The organism is Actinoallomurus oryzae (assembly GCF_039541955.1).
GTDB lineage: Bacteria > Actinomycetota > Actinomycetes > Streptosporangiales > Streptosporangiaceae > Actinoallomurus > Actinoallomurus oryzae.
The window spans coordinates 56,668-73,162 of record NZ_BAABHF010000030.1 but is presented as its reverse complement, the minus strand read 5'-3'; the positions used below and the strand labels follow the sequence as shown (position 1 = coordinate 73,162).

General features: G+C 72.1%; 14 protein-coding genes. 8 read left to right on the top strand and 6 right to left on the bottom strand.

The features are described 5' to 3' along the window. Positions 1 to 55: 55 nt before the first annotated feature. The 5 genes from ABEA10_RS27920 to ABEA10_RS27900 form a co-directional block, all read right to left on the bottom strand. Complete coding sequence (locus ABEA10_RS27920; RefSeq protein WP_345468948.1) at positions 56 to 976, bottom strand: PfkB family carbohydrate kinase; 921 nt, start codon at positions 974 to 976, stop codon at positions 56 to 58. Next, positions 973 to 2,430, bottom strand: coding sequence for a purine-cytosine permease family protein (locus ABEA10_RS27915; protein ID WP_345468946.1), 1,458 nt, complete (start codon positions 2,428 to 2,430; stop codon positions 973 to 975). The genes ABEA10_RS27920 and ABEA10_RS27915 overlap by 4 nt, the downstream gene beginning before the upstream one ends. 38 nt (positions 2,431 to 2,468) lie before the next feature. Then, positions 2,469 to 3,467: an ADP-ribosylglycohydrolase family protein gene (locus tag ABEA10_RS27910; protein WP_345468944.1), complete on the bottom strand. Its 999-nt coding sequence runs from the start codon at positions 3,465 to 3,467 to the stop codon at positions 2,469 to 2,471. Next, positions 3,464 to 4,183: a GntR family transcriptional regulator gene (locus ABEA10_RS27905; protein ID WP_345468943.1), complete on the bottom strand. Its 720-nt coding sequence runs from the start codon at positions 4,181 to 4,183 to the stop codon at positions 3,464 to 3,466. Before ABEA10_RS27905 ends, ABEA10_RS27910 begins: the two co-directional genes overlap by 4 nt. A gap of 124 nt (positions 4,184 to 4,307) precedes the next feature. After that, positions 4,308 to 4,925: a class I SAM-dependent methyltransferase gene (locus tag ABEA10_RS27900; protein WP_345468951.1), complete on the bottom strand. Its 618-nt coding sequence runs from the start codon at positions 4,923 to 4,925 to the stop codon at positions 4,308 to 4,310. A 351-nt stretch (positions 4,926 to 5,276) separates the two neighbouring features. On the opposite strand from ABEA10_RS27900, the gene ABEA10_RS27895 reads away from it, so the two are divergent. From ABEA10_RS27895 to ABEA10_RS27860, 8 genes are all read left to right on the top strand, one after another. Then, entirely contained in the window at positions 5,277 to 8,687 is a 3,411-nt protein-coding gene (locus ABEA10_RS27895; RefSeq protein ID WP_345468942.1) for an RHS repeat-associated core domain-containing protein, read from the top strand. Beyond that, complete coding sequence (locus tag ABEA10_RS27890; protein WP_345468941.1) at positions 8,684 to 9,115, top strand: hypothetical protein; 432 nt, start codon at positions 8,684 to 8,686, stop codon at positions 9,113 to 9,115. The genes ABEA10_RS27895 and ABEA10_RS27890 overlap by 4 nt, the downstream gene beginning before the upstream one ends. 151 nt (positions 9,116 to 9,266) lie before the next feature. Continuing rightward, positions 9,267 to 10,274 (top strand): LacI family DNA-binding transcriptional regulator, encoded by a 1,008-nt coding sequence (locus ABEA10_RS27885; protein ID WP_345468940.1) that lies wholly within the window; start codon positions 9,267 to 9,269, stop codon positions 10,272 to 10,274. After that, a complete protein-coding gene (locus ABEA10_RS27880; protein ID WP_345468939.1) occupies positions 10,271 to 11,155 on the top strand; it encodes a ribokinase in 885 nt (294 codons plus the stop codon). Before ABEA10_RS27885 ends, ABEA10_RS27880 begins: the two co-directional genes overlap by 4 nt. A 117-nt stretch (positions 11,156 to 11,272) precedes the next feature. Continuing rightward, positions 11,273 to 11,725 (top strand): pyridoxamine 5'-phosphate oxidase family protein, encoded by a 453-nt coding sequence (locus ABEA10_RS27875; RefSeq protein ID WP_345468937.1) that lies wholly within the window; start codon positions 11,273 to 11,275, stop codon positions 11,723 to 11,725. Between the two features lie 15 nt (positions 11,726 to 11,740). Further along, entirely contained in the window at positions 11,741 to 11,938 is a 198-nt protein-coding gene (locus tag ABEA10_RS27870) for a ferredoxin (protein ID WP_345468936.1), read from the top strand. Between the two features lie 53 nt (positions 11,939 to 11,991). After that, positions 11,992 to 13,077, top strand: coding sequence for a Zn-dependent alcohol dehydrogenase (locus ABEA10_RS27865; protein ID WP_345468935.1), 1,086 nt, complete (start codon positions 11,992 to 11,994; stop codon positions 13,075 to 13,077). A 298-nt stretch (positions 13,078 to 13,375) separates the two neighbouring features. Continuing rightward, entirely contained in the window at positions 13,376 to 13,552 is a 177-nt protein-coding gene (locus ABEA10_RS27860) for a hypothetical protein (RefSeq protein ID WP_345468933.1), read from the top strand. Positions 13,553 to 13,642: 90 nt separating this feature from the next. Here the strand turns inward: ABEA10_RS27860 and ABEA10_RS27855 are convergent, their stop codons facing one another. Then, the gene (locus ABEA10_RS27855; protein ID WP_345468932.1) at positions 13,643 to 16,387 is read right to left on the bottom strand and encodes a sialidase family protein; all 2,745 of its coding nucleotides are present in this window, start codon (positions 16,385 to 16,387) and stop codon (positions 13,643 to 13,645) included. Positions 16,388 to 16,495 lie beyond the last annotated feature (108 nt).

Here is a 16,495-nt window from a genome sequence, read left to right as displayed (position 1 = left end):
CTACCAAGGCATGATCGACCTGGCCACCCTGCTCATATGGCTTTGAGGACACGCTCTAGAGGCCGAGGAGCCGGTCGACCTCCTCGCGGGTCGGCGCCGTCGCCGGCCCGCGCCGGGTGACCGCGATGGCCGCCGCCGCGTTGGCCCGCCGCGCCGCCGCCTCCGGTGGCAGCCCGTCCCCGAGCGCCGCGACGAACACTCCCACGTGCGCGTCGCCCGCGCCGTTGCTGTCGACGGCCCTCACCTCGAAGGCCGGGACCCGTACGGCCGGGGCGCCGCGCCGGGCGAGCACACAGCCACGCGGCCCCACGCGGACCACGACGCCGGAGCGCCCGGTCCGGCGCGCCAGCTCGGCCGCGGCCTGCTCGGGGTCGGCCCGACCGGTCATCGCGGTCGCCTCGTCGTGGTTGCAGCTCCACCAGTCCGTCCGGTCGAGCACCGGCCGCAGCACGTCGGCGGGGATGTCGGCGACCAGCGGCCCCGGATCGACGATCACGGTGGCGTCGCCGGGCAGCGTCGCCAGCCAGCGTGTCAGCGCCGTCCGGTTGGCCGGATAGGCCAGACCGTACCCGGACAGGTAGACCGCGTCAGCGCCGCGCACGCGCACGCCCGCGAGCTGCTCGTAGGTCAGGGCGGCCTCCGCGCCGACGCTCGTGGCGAAGGTCCGTTCGCCGCTGTCGTCGACGAAGGCCACGTCGAAGCCGGTGTCCGCGCCCGGGGTCGGCTCCTGGAGGACGGCGATGCCGGCCTCGGCGAGCCGGGTGCGGGCGAGGTCACCGAACGGCCCGCTGCCGTGACCGCCGGCGTAGGCGACCTCCAGGCCCTGCCGGACGCTCGCCACCATGACGTTGTAGCCACCGCCGGGCGTGACCTGGCTGGAGGTGGCGAGCACGTCGCCGCCGGGCCGCGGCAGCGCCGGGATCTCCATGACCAGGTCGATGACCACGTTTCCGGCGTGCACCAGCCGATCGATCACGACGCCGCCTCGCTCACCCGCGCCCGGCGCGACGCGGTGCCGCGGCCCGTCACGGCCTGGAGGATGAGGTAGATGACGGAGGCGACGGCGAACGCGACGAGCCAGCCGAGGCCGTTGCGCGCGGGCCAGGTCTTGGCGAGCGGCCCGGAGAACCACACGTCCGTGTCGGAGGTCTGGGCCACGGTCAGCATCAGCCCCATGACGATCCCGGCGGCCCAGGCGACGAACGCCGACCACGCCACGCCGCCGTGGTGCCAGTAGAGGCCGCCGCGCGTGGTGTCCATCAGCCCGGCGGGGTCGTACTCCCGCCGGGTGAGCATGTCCACGAGGAAGACCGCGACCCAGGAGGTGATCGCCACGGCGAGCAGCGAGATGAAGGTGATGAACGGGCCGTAGAAGTTCTTGGCGATGAGCATCAGGTAGACGCCGCCGGCCAGCGTGAGCACCACGTCGGCGCCGACGGCGATCACCCGGCGGACCCGGACGCCCAGAGTGATCATGGTGAGCCCGGCGGAGTACACCGACAGGTGGTTGGACAGCAGCAGGCCGCCGAAGGCGGTGAGCAGGTACGGGATGGCCATCCAGGACGGCAGCATCGCCTGGATCGCCGCCACCGGGTCCGACGCGGCGGCGAGCGTGTGGTCGCCGGTCGACAGCAGGCCGCCCAGGGTGATGAGCAGCACCAGCGGGATGCCCGCGCCGGCCGCGGCCGCCGCCACGATGCGGCGGCCGGAGACCCGCCGCGGCTGGTAGCGCGCCATGTCGGCGCCGGCGTTCGCCCAGCCGATGCCGGTTCCGCCGGCGATCACGCCGATCCCCGCGATCATCACGCTCATCGGCGCGGCCGGGGCGTGCAGGACCGTGTGCCAGTGCACCTTCGTGACGAGGAAGCCACCGACGATCAGGTTGAGGACGCCGAAGACGTACGTCGCCCGCTGCTGGATCCACACCAGGGTGGCGTGGCCGAGCCCGGAGACGAGCAGGGTGAGGGCCACGAAGGCGAGCAGGCAGACGACGGTGAGCGCGGAGCTCGCGCCGACGCCGAAGGCGATGTGCAGGATCGCCAGCAGCGCGTACGCGGCGGTGGTGGTGTTCACCACCTCCCAGCCGACCCGCGACAGCCACGACACCAGCGTCGGCCCGTGGTTGCCCCGCGGGCCGAACACCGCGCGGGACAGGGTCATGCTCGGCGCGCCGCCCCACTTCCCCGCGACGCTGATGAGCCCGACGACGGCGAACGACCCGAAGGAGCCGATGGCGCCGACGAGCACGGCCTGCCAGATGTTCATGCCGCGCAGCGCGACCAGCGTCGCGCCGAGGGGCAGCCCGAGGATGGAGATGTTGGCGGCGAACCACACCCAGAAGAGCTGGAGCGGGTTGCCGTTCCGGTCGCCGTCGGGCACCGGCTCGATGCCGCGGGTCTCGACGGCACCGACCTTGTTGTCGCTGGTCATGGGGGCCTTCTTCGGGGAGGAGGATCGGGTGTGGGCGGTCACGCCCGCGCGCGCAGGGCCAGCAGGCCGCGCGCCAGCTCGTCGAGGGGGAGCCGGTTGACGTTGAGGATCGTGGTGAGGGCGTCGTCAGGGAAGGAGCCGACGCCGTGGCAGGCACCGGCGATCGCTCCGGCGATGGCCGCGATGGTGTCGCAGTCGCCCCCGAGGGACGCGGCGAACAGGCACGCCTGCCACGGGTCGTCCGGATACACCGCCAGCACGGCGAACGCGGCCGGCACGGACTCCTGGGTGGCGACGCTGGTGCCGACCAGACGGTAGATGTCGGCCGCGGCGGCCTCGGCAGGACGGCCCGCGACCAGCTCGCCGGCCCACCGGATGCGCGAGGCGACGTCGGCGGCGGCGATCCAGTGGCCGCGGCGGGCACCGGCCGTCGCGGCCTCCTCCGCGCGCTGGACGGCCTCCTTCACGTCGGCTCCGTCGATCCCGGCGCTGACGGCGGCGGCGACCGCCGCGGCCCCGGCGAGGGCGACGCTCGTGTTGTGCGTCACCCGGCTGGCCTCGACGACGCTGTCGAGGAGTGCCGCGGGCTCACCGCCGGAGGCGATGCCGACCGGGGCGATCCGCATGGCGGCGCCGTTGGTGTCCCCGTACCGGCCCGCCTCCTCGACCGGTGTGCCGGCGGCGACCGCCGCGACGGCGCGCTTGGTCGACGGGCCGAGCAGATCCAGCGAACCGCGCCGGCGCATGTCCTCCTCCCAGTCCAGGAGGGCCCGTGCCAGCGCCCCCGGATCGACGTGCCCGGCCCCGTCGATGAGCAGCCGGGCGAGCAGGACGGCCTGTTCGGTGTCATCGGTGACCGATCCCGCGCGCATCCCCGCGGCGATCGGATGGTCCGCGGCGGCGGGCTCGAACCCGGTGAGCGAGCCGAAGTCACGCCGGATCCGCTCCCGGGACAGCGACTGGGTCGGCATGCCCAGCGCGTCGCCGATCGCCAGTCCGTACAGCGCCCCGGCGGCACGGGCGCCGGCGTCGGTCATGAGGTGCTCCCGAAGCGCAGGTGCAGCTCGAACCGGACCGGGTCGAGCCGGCTCTCGACGTGTTCCACCAGGTCGCCGGCGGCGGTCCAGCTGACGCGGCGCGCGCGCAGGAACCACTCACCGGGGCTCCGCCCCAGCTCGGCGGCGTCGGTCTCGTCCAGCGGCGCGGCGGTGACCCATTCGTCGCCGTGATCCGCGTGCAGCCCGGCGGACGCCAGCGTCGCCGTCAGCGACCCGTCGAGCAGGCCGCGTGCGGGCAGGTCGAGCAGGTCGCCGGTGGCGGGGATGCGGCTGCGCTCGAGGGAGACCGCCGGCCCGTCCGTCAGGGTACGGACGCGGTCGACGGCGAAGAACGCGGACGAGGCCAGGCCCAGCCGGCCGGCGAGTCCGGGATCGTCGACCCTCTCCAGACGCAGCATCCGGGTCTCGGTGGACACGCCCTGGGCCGCGAGGGCGCGGGCCCAGCCCAGCCGGTCGTCGAGCGGCCGCCCGTCGAAGGTGACGAACGACCCCTTTCCCGAGCGGGTGGAGATGAGCCCTTCCCGGCTCAGCTCGGTCAGCGCGGACCGGATGGTGTTCCGGCTGACCGAGAACCGCGCGGCGAGCGCGTGCTCGCCGGGAAGGCGGCTGCCGCGCTTCAGCTTGCCCGTCCGGATCTCCCGGGCGAGGGCCTGGGCGATGTTCTCGTGTTTGAGCCCATGCACGTTGTCCACCATGTCTACCCCTGCACCCAAACCTGTTCAAACATGTTCAGCAAGGTACGCCTGACATGGCACTTTGTTCAAGAGCGAGTTCTCCAGAGCCCGGCGAGTCCGTCGTACGGGGGCGGTCGTACGGGCGTCAGCGGCGTTCGAGGACGCGCAGGGAGCCCTCGATGCGGCGTTCGGTCCACCGGCCGGTCGCCAGGGCGCGCCGGTAGACGCGGTACGGCGCCTGGCCGCCGTCGGCCGGGTCGGGGAAGATGTCGTGGAACGCCAGGGCCCCGCCCGGCATCACGTGGTGCGCCCAGCCGTCGTAGTCGGCCTGGGCCAGGTCCTCCGCGTGCCCGCCGTCGATGAACAGCATGCCGAGCGGCTTGCCCCACAGCGCCGAGGCCGTCTCCGACGTACCGACGACCGCGACGACACGGTCCTCCAGCCCGGCCGCGACGATCGTCCTGCGGAAGACCGGCAGCGTGTCCATGCGACCGGTGGCCGGATCGACCAGGGTCTCGTCGTGGTACTCCCAGCCGGCCTGGTTCTCCTCCGAACCGTGATGGTGATCGACGGTCACCACGACCGACCCGACCGCGCGCGCGGCGGCGCCGAGGTAGATCGCGGACTTGCCGCAGTAGGTGCCGACCTCCAGGATCGGCCCGCGCGCGCCGTACTCCAGCGCCGTCTCATAGAGCGCGAGCCCCTCGGCCGGCGGCATGAACCCCTTGGCCTCCTCGGCGGCCCGCCGCAGCTCACCGGGCATCGGCGGTAGCCCCGTCGTCACGTCATCCACCCGCGCACTCTAACCGCAAAGCCGGAGTCGCCATAACGCGCACGGCGTTTCACCATTTCCCGCACATATAAGAGAACCCCCGCGCCCGTGCGGTCTACTTAAGGCACGCGACACCAGCAATAGAGAGCAAAAAGCATGAATCTCGGCTCCAGGGCCATTCCGAACATAGCACGCCTTGGTATTTTCCGGATCCCGGGAAGCCTTTTCCGTAGCTCCGCCGTCCGGGTGGCGACCGGAGTAGGCCACGCCGCGGAGTCGACACGTGCGCTTCGCACCGTTTTCCAGGGTTCACGGAGGACGCCCGCCTACCTTTCCAGGGTCGTGAGAGGTGACCCGATCGATGTGGCCGGCGGAGACGTGGTGCTGCGGCAGGTCGACGTGCACCTGGGCGGGGTGCTGCCGCTGGTCCTGGAGCGCACCCACGTGTCGTCGTACCGCGAGGGCCGGTCGTTCGGCGTGTCCTGGGCGTCGACGTTGGACCAGCGGGTGGAGCTCGACGCGGACGGTGCGTGTTTCGCGGCGGCGGACGGGATGATGCTGTTCTACCCGCCGGTCGACGCACCGGGGTCTCCGGTGCTGCCGACGGCGGGACCGCGATGGCCGCTGACGCTCGATGAGAACGGCGAGTGCACGGTCACCGACCCCGAGGCCCGGCGCATGCTGCACTTCGCACCGGTCGGGCCGCGACCGGGATCCCTACGGCTCACGGCGATCAGCGATCGCAACGGCAACCGGATCGATCTTCGATACGAAGCCGATGCGACGCTCGTGGAGATCCATCATTCCGGCGGATACCGGATCGGCGTCGAGACCGGCGACACCGGCCGCGTCACCGCCCTTCGACTGCGCTCCGGCGAGGAACTCATGCGGTACGGCTATGACGACGCCGGCAACCTGGCTGAGATCATCAACTCCTCCGGCAGGCCCCTGCGGTTCGACTACGACGCCGAAGGCCGGCTGACCGGTTGGATCGACCGCAACGGTCACTGGTATCGCTACACCTACGACGGCCAGGGGCGCGCCGTCCACGGCGACGGGCCGGACGGTCTCTGGAACGTGACGCTCACCTATGGCGACCGGGTCACGGTCGTGACCGACTCGCTCGGCCATCAGACGACGTATCACCTCAACGAGTTGGGGCAGGTGATCGCCGAGATCGACCCGCTGGGGCAGGAGACCAGATCGGTGTGGGACGGCCACGACCGGCTGCTGTCCCGTACCGATCCGCTGGGACGTACGACCCGCTATCGCTACAACGAGGCGGGCGACCTCACCGCGATCACCCGCCCCGACAGCCGGCAGGTCACCGCCACCTACAACGAACTCGGGCTGCCGGTCCAGATCACCGACGCCGACGGAACGGTGCGGCGGCACGATTACGACGATCGCGGCAACCTCGTGGCGCTGACGGATCAGGGTGGCGCGACGACGCTGTACGGCTACGACGAACGCGGTGGCCTGTCCACCATCACCGATCCGCTGGGGGCCGTGATCCGGATCGTCAACGACGACGCGGGCCTGCCGATCGCCGTCACCGATCCGCTGGGCGCCACCGACCGTTGCGTGCGTGACCGGTTCGGCCGGGTGACGGAGATGATCGACCCGCTGGGGAGCGTCACTCGCCTCCGCTGGACCGTGGAGGGCAGGCCGGCCGAGCGGGCGCGGCCCGACGGCGCGACCGAACGCTGGTCGTACGACGACGAGGGCAACCTCATCGAGTACATCGACGCCGCGGGCCGGGTCGCCCGCACCGAATACGGGCCCTTCGACCTGCCCAGCTCCCGGATCGGGCCGGACGGCGCGTCCCTGCGGTTCACCTACGACACCGAGCTGCGGCTGGCGGCCGTCACCGATCCACAGGGGCTGACCTGGCGCTATGCCTATGATCCGGCCGGAAACCTGACGGAGGAGACCGACTTCAACGGCCGCGTCCTACGCTACGCCTACGACGCGGCGGGCCAACTCACCGAGCACACCAACGGCGCCGGGCAGACCATTCGCTACAGCCGTGATCCGCTGGGGAACGTCGTCGGAAAACGCTCCGGTGACGCGGTCACGACATTCGCCTACAACGCCACCGGGCGCCTGGTACGAGCGGTGAACGCGGACGTCGAGGTGCGATTCGAACACGATCCGCTCGGCCGGGTGGTGGCCGAGGTGTGCAACGGCCGCAGGCTCGCCTCGGCCTACGACGCGCTCGGCCGTCGCGTACGGCGCCGTACGCCCTCCGGCACGGAGGCCGTCTGGCACCATGACGCGGCCGGCCGCCCGATCGCCCTGCACACCGCCGGCCAGAGAGTGCGGTTCGAGTACGACGCCGCCGGGCGGGAGGTCCGTCGTCACGTCGGTGACGTGGCGACGCTCGTTCAGGGATGGGAGCCCGGCGACCGGCTGAGTGACCAGACGCTGTGGGGCGCGTCCGCACCGAGCCGGCCGCTTCAGCACCGCGCGTATTCCTACCGGTCCGACGGCACCGTCGTCGGCATCGGCGACCACACCTTCGGCCCCCGGAGGTTCGAACTGGACGCTGCGGGAAGGGTGACCGCGGTCCACACGGAGGCGTGGAGCGAGCGCTACACCTACGATCCCGCCGGGAAGCCCATCGACGCGGCCTGGCCGGCGACGGACAGCGGCACCTTCGGCCCGCGTCAGTACGCGGGCACCATGGTCCGGTCGGCCGGAAACGTCCGCTACGACTACGACGCACAGGGCCGGGTCGTCCTCAGACAGCGAAAACGCTTGTCGGCCAAGCCCTTGACCTGGCGATACGAGTGGGATGCCGACGACCGTCTCATCGCGGTCACCACTCCCGGCGGGCAGCGGTGGCGCTACCTGTACGACGCCCTGGGACGCCGCATCGCCAAGCAACGGCTCGGTCCGGACGGCCGTACCGTCGTGGAGCAGACGGACTTCACGTGGGACGGCGCCGTACTCGCCGAGCAGACGCGCGCTGACGGCACGACCACCTGGGAGTACGAGCCCGGCGGCTTCCGGCCGATCGCCCAGACCGAACGGGACGAGGTCGATGAGCGGTTCTATGGAATCGTGTCCGACCTCATCGGTTGTCCCACCGAGATGGTCGGCTCCACCGGTGACCTGGCCTGGCAGCGCGTCTCCACGCTGTGGGGCCTCCGCGCCGTACAGGGGCAGGAGGACACGGACTGTCCGCTCAGATTCCCCGGGCAGTACCACGACGAGGAGACCGGCCTCCACTACAACTACCGGCGCTACTACGACCCCCACACGGGGCGCTACCAGAGTTCGGACCCCCTCGGCCTCACCCCCCAGCCCGACCCCTACGCCTATGTGCACAACCCCACGACGCGGGCCGACCCGCTCGGCCTGGCCCCCTATCGCCCGAACCCCGGGGAAGGGCGCCGTCTCGTCGGCGTCGCCCTGGCGGCGGCGCACAACCGTGGCCTGACGCACCGGCTCGCGGGTGCCTCACCCGAGCCCAACAGCACCGTTCGCGATCTCCTTGATCTGAAACCGGGGAATCCACCCAGGCCGCAGAAGGCGGAGAATTCGAACGGCCGCTCGGACGAGGAGTTGATACGGTCGGTCTTCAGTCCTCGGGACGGTCAGTTCATCGCCGTGCACTGGTTCTACCCCGACACGATTTTGCAGGGCAACCACCGGCGATATGAGCTCTTGAAGCGCGCCGAGAACCCCGATTCTTCGATTTCCTGGGACACCCCGATATTCATCAACAACTTCCGGAGTACCCGATGAGACGAAGCTTCGAAGGCGGAAAATGGCCGGACGTGGACCTCTACGCGGCCGGTGGCCGGGGAGACATCAAGACGTCGTCCACGCCGGAACTCGAACGCCTCATGGCGGCGGCGGGCGAGAACGGGTGGAGCGCCGTCGGCCGGCCGGCGTGGCTCCGGGCGCACAGAGACCGCATTCGCTCGCTGTTCCTGGTGGTCTTCGGGGTCGAGGAGCACACGGTGTACCGATGCCTCGTCACCGCCGTCCTCGACGATGGCTCCGGAGGCGGCTTCACCCTTGATATGTCCTTCGACGACTTCAACGGCCTGCCGGACGTCACACCGAAAGAACTGACGAGGCTGGCGCACCTGTATCTGGCACGGTTCCCGCCGGTGGAGCTCGATCCGGCTCAGCAGGAGGCGTGGGAGCGACTGGAGCATCCCGAGTAAGAGCCCGCGCGGGCAGTGCCGCGCGGCAGCGCGGTCCCCAGCCGCAGGGGCTCCAAGCCCCAGCCGTGACGGAAGTCACGTCATCGACGCCTATCGCCGATGTAATCGTTTCCATATCCTGCCGTGTAATCGTTTCCATGAAGGGAGTCGCGTGGCCGGCATCAAGGAGGTCGCCGCGCACGCGGGGGTCTCGGTCGCCACCGTCTCCCGGGTGCTCAACGGCAGTCCCCGGGTCAGTGAGGACGCGCGGGCCAAGGTGCGTGCCGCCGTCGAGGCGCTGCGCTACCGGCCGAACGCGGTGGCCCGCTCGCTGCGCACCGAGGCCACCCACACGCTCGGGCTGGTCATCGGCGACATCCTCAACCCGTTCTTCGCCGAGCTGGCCAGGGCCGTGGAGGACGAGGCCCGCGAGGCCGGCTACACGGTCGTGATCGGCAACGCCGACGAGCGTCCCGAGCGGCAGGACCACTACGTCCGCACGCTCCTCGAACAGCGCGTGGACGGCCTGCTCATCTGCCCGACGGCCGAGGTCACCCCGCTGGTCCGCGACTGCGTCGCGGCGGGCGGCCCGCTGGTCTTCCTCGACCGCACGCTGCCCGGCCTGCAGGTGCCCTCCGTACGGGTCGACGGTACGGGCGCCGTCCGGGAGCTCATCCAGCACCTGCACGGGCTCGGGCACCGCCGGATCGCCTTCATCTCCGGCCCGGACCTGCTGTCCACCGGTCGCGAGCGCACCCGGGCGTACGTGCACGCGATGCGGGCGGCCGGCCTGGAGATCCGCGAGGAGTACGTGGAGGCCGGCGACTTCCAGGCGGCGAGCGGGCAGGCCATCGCCGCCCGGTTCCTCGACCTGCCCGAACCGCCTGAGGTGATCTTCGCGGGCGACAACCTCATGGCGCTCGGCGCCCTGGACGAGATCCGGGCGCGCGGCATGCGGATCCCAGGCGACGTGGCACTCGCCTCCTTCGACGACGTCGCCTGGTTCGTCCACGTGGACCCGCCGATCACCGCGATCGCCCAGCCTGCCGGAGAACTCGGACGGCGAGCGGTACGGACCCTGCTGGAGCGCGTCGCCGGCCGGCCGGTGAAACCGGTCGTCCTCCCGGCCCGCCTCATGATCCGCCGCTCCTGCGGAGAGACAGGAAGGACACAGCGATGACCGAAAGCCCCAGGCGGGTGTACGACGTCGTGGTCGCCGGGTCCGTCAACGCGGATCTCGTGGTCCGCGTCGACCGGCGCCCCGGCGCCGGCGAGACCGTGCTCGGCTCGGACCTGGTGACCCATCCGGGCGGAAAGGGCGCCAACCAGGCCGTCGCCGCCGCGCGGCTGGGCGGCCGGGTGGCGTTCCTCGGCCGCGCGGGCACCGACGGCCACGGGGACTTCGTCCGTGAGACGCTCCGGGGCGACGGCGTGGACATCGGGCACCTGATCACCACGCCGGGCGCGAACGGCGTCGCCCTGATCACCGTCGACCCGTCGGGCGACAACAGCATCATCGTCTCGCCGGGTGCCAACGCGAAGGTCACCGAGCAGGACGTCGCCGCCGCGCGCCCGCTGTTCGCGGACGCCGCCGTGGTGTCGCTCCAGCTGGAGATCCCCCTCGACGCGGTCGTGGCCGCCGCCCGTACGGCGGACGAGGAGGGCGCGCGGGTGGTGTTCAACCTGTCGCCGGCCGCCGACGTGCCGGACGAGCTGATCGCGCTGTGCGACCCCCTCGTCGTCAACGAGCACGAGGCGGCGTTCCTGGGCGACACCCGCCCGGCCGGCCTGCTCGCCCGCGGCGCGCGGTCCGTCGTCATCACGCGCGGCGCGGACGGTGCCGTCGTGGCCGACGCGAGCGGCGTCACCGAGGTGCCCAGCCCCCGCGTGGACGTCGTGGACACCACCGGCGCGGGCGACGCCTTCACCGGTGCGCTGTGCCTGCGCCTCGCCCGCGGCGACGACCTGCCCACCGCGGCCCGGCTCGCCGCCCGCGTCGGCGCCGCCGCCGTACGCAGGGCCGGCGCGCAGAGCTCGTTTCCGACTCTGGAGGAACTGTAGGGCCCGCCTCGTAACCCGCCGTGGCGGCGACCGGGACCGCCCGCGTCGCGAGCGCGTCCTCGCGACGGCGCGCCCCGGCCTTGATGCGGCTGACTGAAACGTGTTCTACTTCTCGGCGTGAGTCAGCGCGCCCGGATCGCCATGACGGATGACGAGGTCACGGCGTTCATCGAGGAGAACCCCAAGTTCCAGCTCGCCACGATCAACCGCGACGGCACCCCGCACCTGGTCACGATGTTCTCCGGGCTGGTGGAGGGAAAGATCGCGTTCTGGACGTACCGCACGTCGCGCAAGGCGTACAACCTCGCGCGGGATCCCCGGGTCACGTGCCTGATCGAGGCGGGTACGGACTACTTCGAACTGCGCGGGCTGATGCTGTACGGCACCGTACGGACCCTGACAGAGCCGAACGACGTTCGGTATGTTGGCTCCCAAGTGGTTCGCAGGATGACGGGCCTCGATGACGACGACGCGATCGCCTCGGTCGTGGATCAGACCGCGGCCAAACGCCACGCCTATGTCGTCGAGCCGACCGGTGTCGCCTCCTGGGACCATCGCAAGCTCACGTGAAGGGGGAACAGCGTCATGCGAGTACGGGTGGACCCGCTCGTCTGCGAGGCCAACGGCGTGTGCGCCGGGCTCGTCCCCGAGGTCTTCGACCTCGATGACGAAGACGAGCTGCACATCACGCAGCCGTCGCCCCCGGCCGAGCTCGCCGACCGCGTTCGACACGCCGTACGCTCCTGCCCCAAGGCCGCGCTGACCTTCGACGAGAACTCCTAAGCCCCGATATCCGGCCGGCCTTGGGGGTCGGCCCCGTCCTGGAGGTGTGTCAGGTGCGAGCCGCGGTGATCCAAGGCGCCGGTGTCAAAGAGGTCGAGCTCCGTGACGACGCGACGACGGTCGGGCCGGACCCCGCCGAGGTGAAGGTCAAAATCAAGGCGACCGGGGTCTGCCACTCCGACCTGTCGATCCTCAGCGGCACCCTGCCGAACAGCTATCCGGCGGTGGTCGGCCACGAGGCGGCCGGCGAGGTCGTCGAGGTCGGCGAGCACGTCACGAACGTCGCACCCGGCGACCACGTCGTCATCAGCTGGACCCCGGCCTGCGGCCTGTGCCCCGACTGCGTCGCCGGGCGGCCCTTCCTCTGCGTGAAGTACATCATCGAGGGCTACACCAAGCCGCGGTTCCGCGTCGGCGACGGCACACCGGCGTACGGCATGGCGGGCTGCGGCACGTGGGCCGAGGAGATGGTGGTGCCGTGGGAGGCCTGCATCAAGGTCGCCGACGACGTGCCGTACGAGTACGCCGCGCTGCTCGGCTGCGGCATCTCCACCGGCGTCGGTGCGGTCATCAACACCGCCCAGGTGCGGCCCGGCACCGCGGTCGCGGTCGTCGGCTGCGGCGGCGTCGGCCTGTCGGTCATCCAGGGCGCCAGGGCGGCGGGCGCCGCGTCCATCCTCGCGATCGACCCGCTGGAGTCCAAGCACGAGATCGCCAAGAGGTTCGGCGCGACGCACACCGCCACGCCGGACGGGGCGGACGAGCTGCGGAACCTCCTCACCGGTGGCCAGGGCTTCGACTACGCCTTCGAGGTGGTGGGCAGGAGCGCGACGATCCGCGCCGCCTGGCAGCTGGCCCGGCGCGGCGGCGACGTGATCGTGGTCGGCGCCGGCGCGGCCGACGACAACGTGCAGTTCAACGCGTTCGAGCTGCTCTTCGACGGCAAGAACCTGCGGTCGTCGCTGTACGGAGGCTCCGACCTGCGCCGCGACGTTCCGCGGTTCGTGGACCTGTGGCGGGCGGGCAAGCTCGACCTGGAGAGCCTGATCACGCGACGGATCCGTTTCGAGGACCTGAACGACGCGATCGCGACGCTCGAACGCGGCGACGCGATCCGCCAGGTCGTCCTGTTCGACTGAGAGACACCCCGTACGGGACCGTCGGCGACGGAAACGAGGAGGGCGGCCGGCGTGCGCTGCCGAGCCGCCGGCCGCCCCTTCGCGACACCCGCTGCTCCGCACGAGAGGCGGCCGGGTGTCTCGCCGTGACGAGCGCTCCGAACCGGAACGCCCGATCATCCGCATGCGGTGACCTGCCTGTTACATCGCTTCGCACGGTACCGGTGCTACACGGCAGCCGCCGCATTATCGGGCAAAAGTTTTGAATGCCGTCCATCGGGCATCTGGCGAGCGTTCGAACAAGCCCAAGGAGGTCCCAATGCGGATACGGGGCGGAATCAGCTTTGTCGGCCTGATCTATATATTGATTGGCATCTTCGTGGCCTGGGACCGCGACTACATCACCCTCGGCCTGCTGAAGCAGGTGTTCAGCGCGCTGCTCGCGATCTTCCTGTGGTTCCTCGTCCTCCTCGGCGTGAATCTCAACGTCCACTGAATCCCCACGTCAACCGGCCTGACATCCCCCGGCTTCGCGGTCGCTCCGATCAAGGAATGCGACCGCGAAGTCCATTTCCGGCCTCGATTCTCAGGGCATCGGCGTGCGCCAGAGCGTGGGTCCGTCGGTGCGATAGTCGCCGGTGAAGCCGACCGCCAGGAGATTCGCCCCCAGGACCGTCAGGCCGTCGAGCTCCTGGACGCCAGGTCCGTCGAGCCCGAGGCCGTGCGGCCGTGTGGCGCGCCACGTCCGGCCGTCCGCCGAGGACCACGTCGCGACGTCCGATCCGGCCGTGCCGGCGAGCACGAACCCGCGCGACGTGGCGGTGGCCGCCGTGACGCGGGTACCCGGCGCCGCCCCGGGCAGCGCCGTCGGCTGCCAGGTGCGCCCGCCGTCGGCGGAGACCGACGCGAAGGCGTACGCCCCGGCAACCCCGGTGGCCACGAGCACCGCGCCCCGCGCCACCACCTTCGTCAGCGAGCCCTGCGTGGTGCCGTTCGGCAGCGCGGGCGCCGCCGCCGACAGGGTCCACCGCCGGCCGTCCGGTGAGGTCCACAGCGCGGGCTGCGACACCTTGTTCTTCGTCTGGCCGCCGACCGCCACGAAGCCGTTCGGCCCGGCGGCCACGTCGCTCATCCACTTCGGCGCGTCGCGGTCGCCGGTCAGGTCGTCCTTGCCCGCACTCGCGCCATGGGTCCAGGACTTCAGGTCCGCCGAGGTCCACGCGGCGGCGCTCGTGCCGCCCTGGGTGCCGACGACCACGTACGCCGAGCCGCTCGCCGCCGCCGCGGACGGCACCAGGTCACCGCCAAGCGTCCGGCCCGGCGCCGGCTGCCAGGTGACGGTGTCGCCCGACGTCAGCACCAGCGGGTGCGAGCCGGTGCCACCGACGGCCAGCCAGCCCGGCCCGCCGTGGACCGCGTCGACGAGCCGCTGCTGACCGGTGTCCTTGGACGCCGGGAGCTTGGCGCGCGTCCACGTGGCGGCGTCCGCCGAGGTCCACAGCGCCGCGCGGCCGTTCGTGCTGCCGACCGCGACGACCCGGCCCGCGTCGGACACGACGCCGTCGACCGTGCGCTCCGGGTGCACCGCGTCGGGGATCGCGGCCAGGTTGACGTCGCCCACGCCCGCCATCGTCAGGTACGCGCCGCCGTCGTCGCTCCGCCCGGACACGACCGGGCCCTGCGGGGTGAGCGCGGCGCCGGTGAGCGTACGGCCGCCCGCCAGGTCGCCCACGTGCCGCCAGGTCTTGGCGTCGCCGCTGGTCATGACGGCGGTCTTTCCGCCCTTGACGGGCACGAGGACCGTCAGGCCGTTGTCGGTGCCGCGCACCAGGCCGATCCGGGAGTACCCGGTGACCGCGAGAGTGCCGGCCGCCGCCCAGTTCTTGCCGTCCGCGGAGCCGAAGAACGCGCCGTACGCGGTGGTCTTCTTCTTCCTCTTGCGGCCGCTCGTGCGCGAGGCCTCCCGCGCGGCGAAGAAGCCGGTCTGGGTGGCGACGACGCCCACGACGTCACCGGACGAGCCCTGGCCCTGCGGGACCGTGAGCCGCGCCCAGGTGCGGCCGCCGTCGGGCGACCGCCAGAACGCCTCGCTCTCCGCGGTGCGGTGCGTCTTGCGCCGCTTCCCCCTGACCCGGCGGGTGACGGTCTTGGTGGTGCGCACCCGGCCGTGCGCCACGACGACGTCGCCGTGCGCCGCGACGTCCGACAGGCTCACGGCGGTGCCGCCGGACGGCGGCTCGAACCGGTCGCCGCCGAGCCGCGTCCACGTGGTGCCGTCGGCGGAGGTCCAGATCACGGCCTGCGTGCCGCCGTGGACGGTGGCGGTGCCCACGGCGACGAACCCCGAGGCCGTACGGGCCAGCCGCCGGACCTGGTCGCCCGGGCCGAAGGCGCCGGCCGGCGGCCGGCGCGTCCAGGTGCGCGCGTCGGTGCTCGTCCATCCGACGACGCCGTCACGGGTGGCGCCCAGCGCGGCCCACTTGCCGTTGCCGCCGGCGAGCAGCCCGGGGTACTCCCCCTGCGGCGGGTCGCCGCCGTCGGCCGCGCGCACCTTCGCCAGCTTCCACGTGCGGCCGCCGTCGGCCGAGGTCAGGAACTGCGCCCGCGAGTAGACACCGCCCTGCTCGGAGCCGAACGCCACGGTCGTGGTGCCGCCGGACGCCACGCCGTCGAGCGTGTGCACCCGGCCGCCGGTGGCCGCCGCAGGATCGAGCGCGAACAGCCGGTCGGCCGCGACCGCGGGCGTGCCGCCGTCCTGCTTCTTCCCGCCGCCGCCTCGGCCGAACAGCAGGTACGCCCCGCCGCCGACGACCAGCACGGCCACGACGCCGACGGCGATCGCCCGCAGCGGAAGCCCCTGCCCGGAGGGAAGGCGCCGGCGCCGCTTCGAGGGCGCCCACGGCTCCGCGTCGGCGGACGCGGCGTCACGCGGACCGGTGGCCGGGCCGGTGGCCGGAGCTGTAGCCGGAGCGGCCGGCTCGGCCGGCGGGCGCGGCTGCGGCACCGGGTAGTGCGGGGCCGTGGGCGGCGCGGCGGGCGCGGGAGCGCTCGCCGCCGGTCGGGACGGCCGCGGCTTGGTCTCGGCGCGGCTCCAGTCGATGCCCGCCTGGTGCCACACGGCGTTCGACCGCTGCCAGGGCGAGGTGTTCGGCATGCCGCGCAGGCGTGAGGTCTCGAGGGCGTCGGCGGCCTCGGCCAGCCGCTCGGTGATCCGGCGACGCTCGTTCCGGCCGCTCGGCGGCGGCCCCGCGGCGGGCCCGGATCGCTCCGAGGCGGCACCGCCGCCGAAGAAGTCCCCAGGGGAGGAGGCGCCGTTGCCGGTCGTGCTCACGCTGACCCTCTCGTTGAAACGTCCCGTGCAGAGGACCATCAAACCCTGCTTCGGCGCGCGATGAGGGCGGTAAGGGCGCATGTCCGGCACCCATTTACGGCCGGTCCG

What these genes read in the sequence shown, in the direction of transcription:
- ABEA10_RS27915 (WP_345468946.1), bottom strand. Translation starts at nt 2,430, where the DNA reads ATGACCAGCGACAACAAGGTCGGTGCCGTCGAGACCCGCGGCATCGAG.
- ABEA10_RS27910 (WP_345468944.1), bottom strand. Translation starts at nt 3,467, where the DNA reads ATGACCGACGCCGGCGCCCGTGCCGCCGGGGCGCTGTACGGACTGGCG.
- ABEA10_RS27905 (WP_345468943.1), bottom strand. Translation starts at nt 4,183, where the DNA reads ATGGTGGACAACGTGCATGGGCTCAAACACGAGAACATCGCCCAGGCC.
- ABEA10_RS27900 (WP_345468951.1), bottom strand. Translation starts at nt 4,925, where the DNA reads ATGCCCGGTGAGCTGCGGCGGGCCGCCGAGGAGGCCAAGGGGTTCATG.
- ABEA10_RS27890 (WP_345468941.1), top strand. Translation starts at nt 8,684, where the DNA reads ATGAGACGAAGCTTCGAAGGCGGAAAATGGCCGGACGTGGACCTCTAC.
- ABEA10_RS27880 (WP_345468939.1), top strand. Translation starts at nt 10,271, where the DNA reads ATGACCGAAAGCCCCAGGCGGGTGTACGACGTCGTGGTCGCCGGGTCC.
- ABEA10_RS27870 (WP_345468936.1), top strand. Translation starts at nt 11,741, where the DNA reads ATGCGAGTACGGGTGGACCCGCTCGTCTGCGAGGCCAACGGCGTGTGC.
- ABEA10_RS27860 (WP_345468933.1), top strand. Translation starts at nt 13,376, where the DNA reads ATGCGGATACGGGGCGGAATCAGCTTTGTCGGCCTGATCTATATATTG.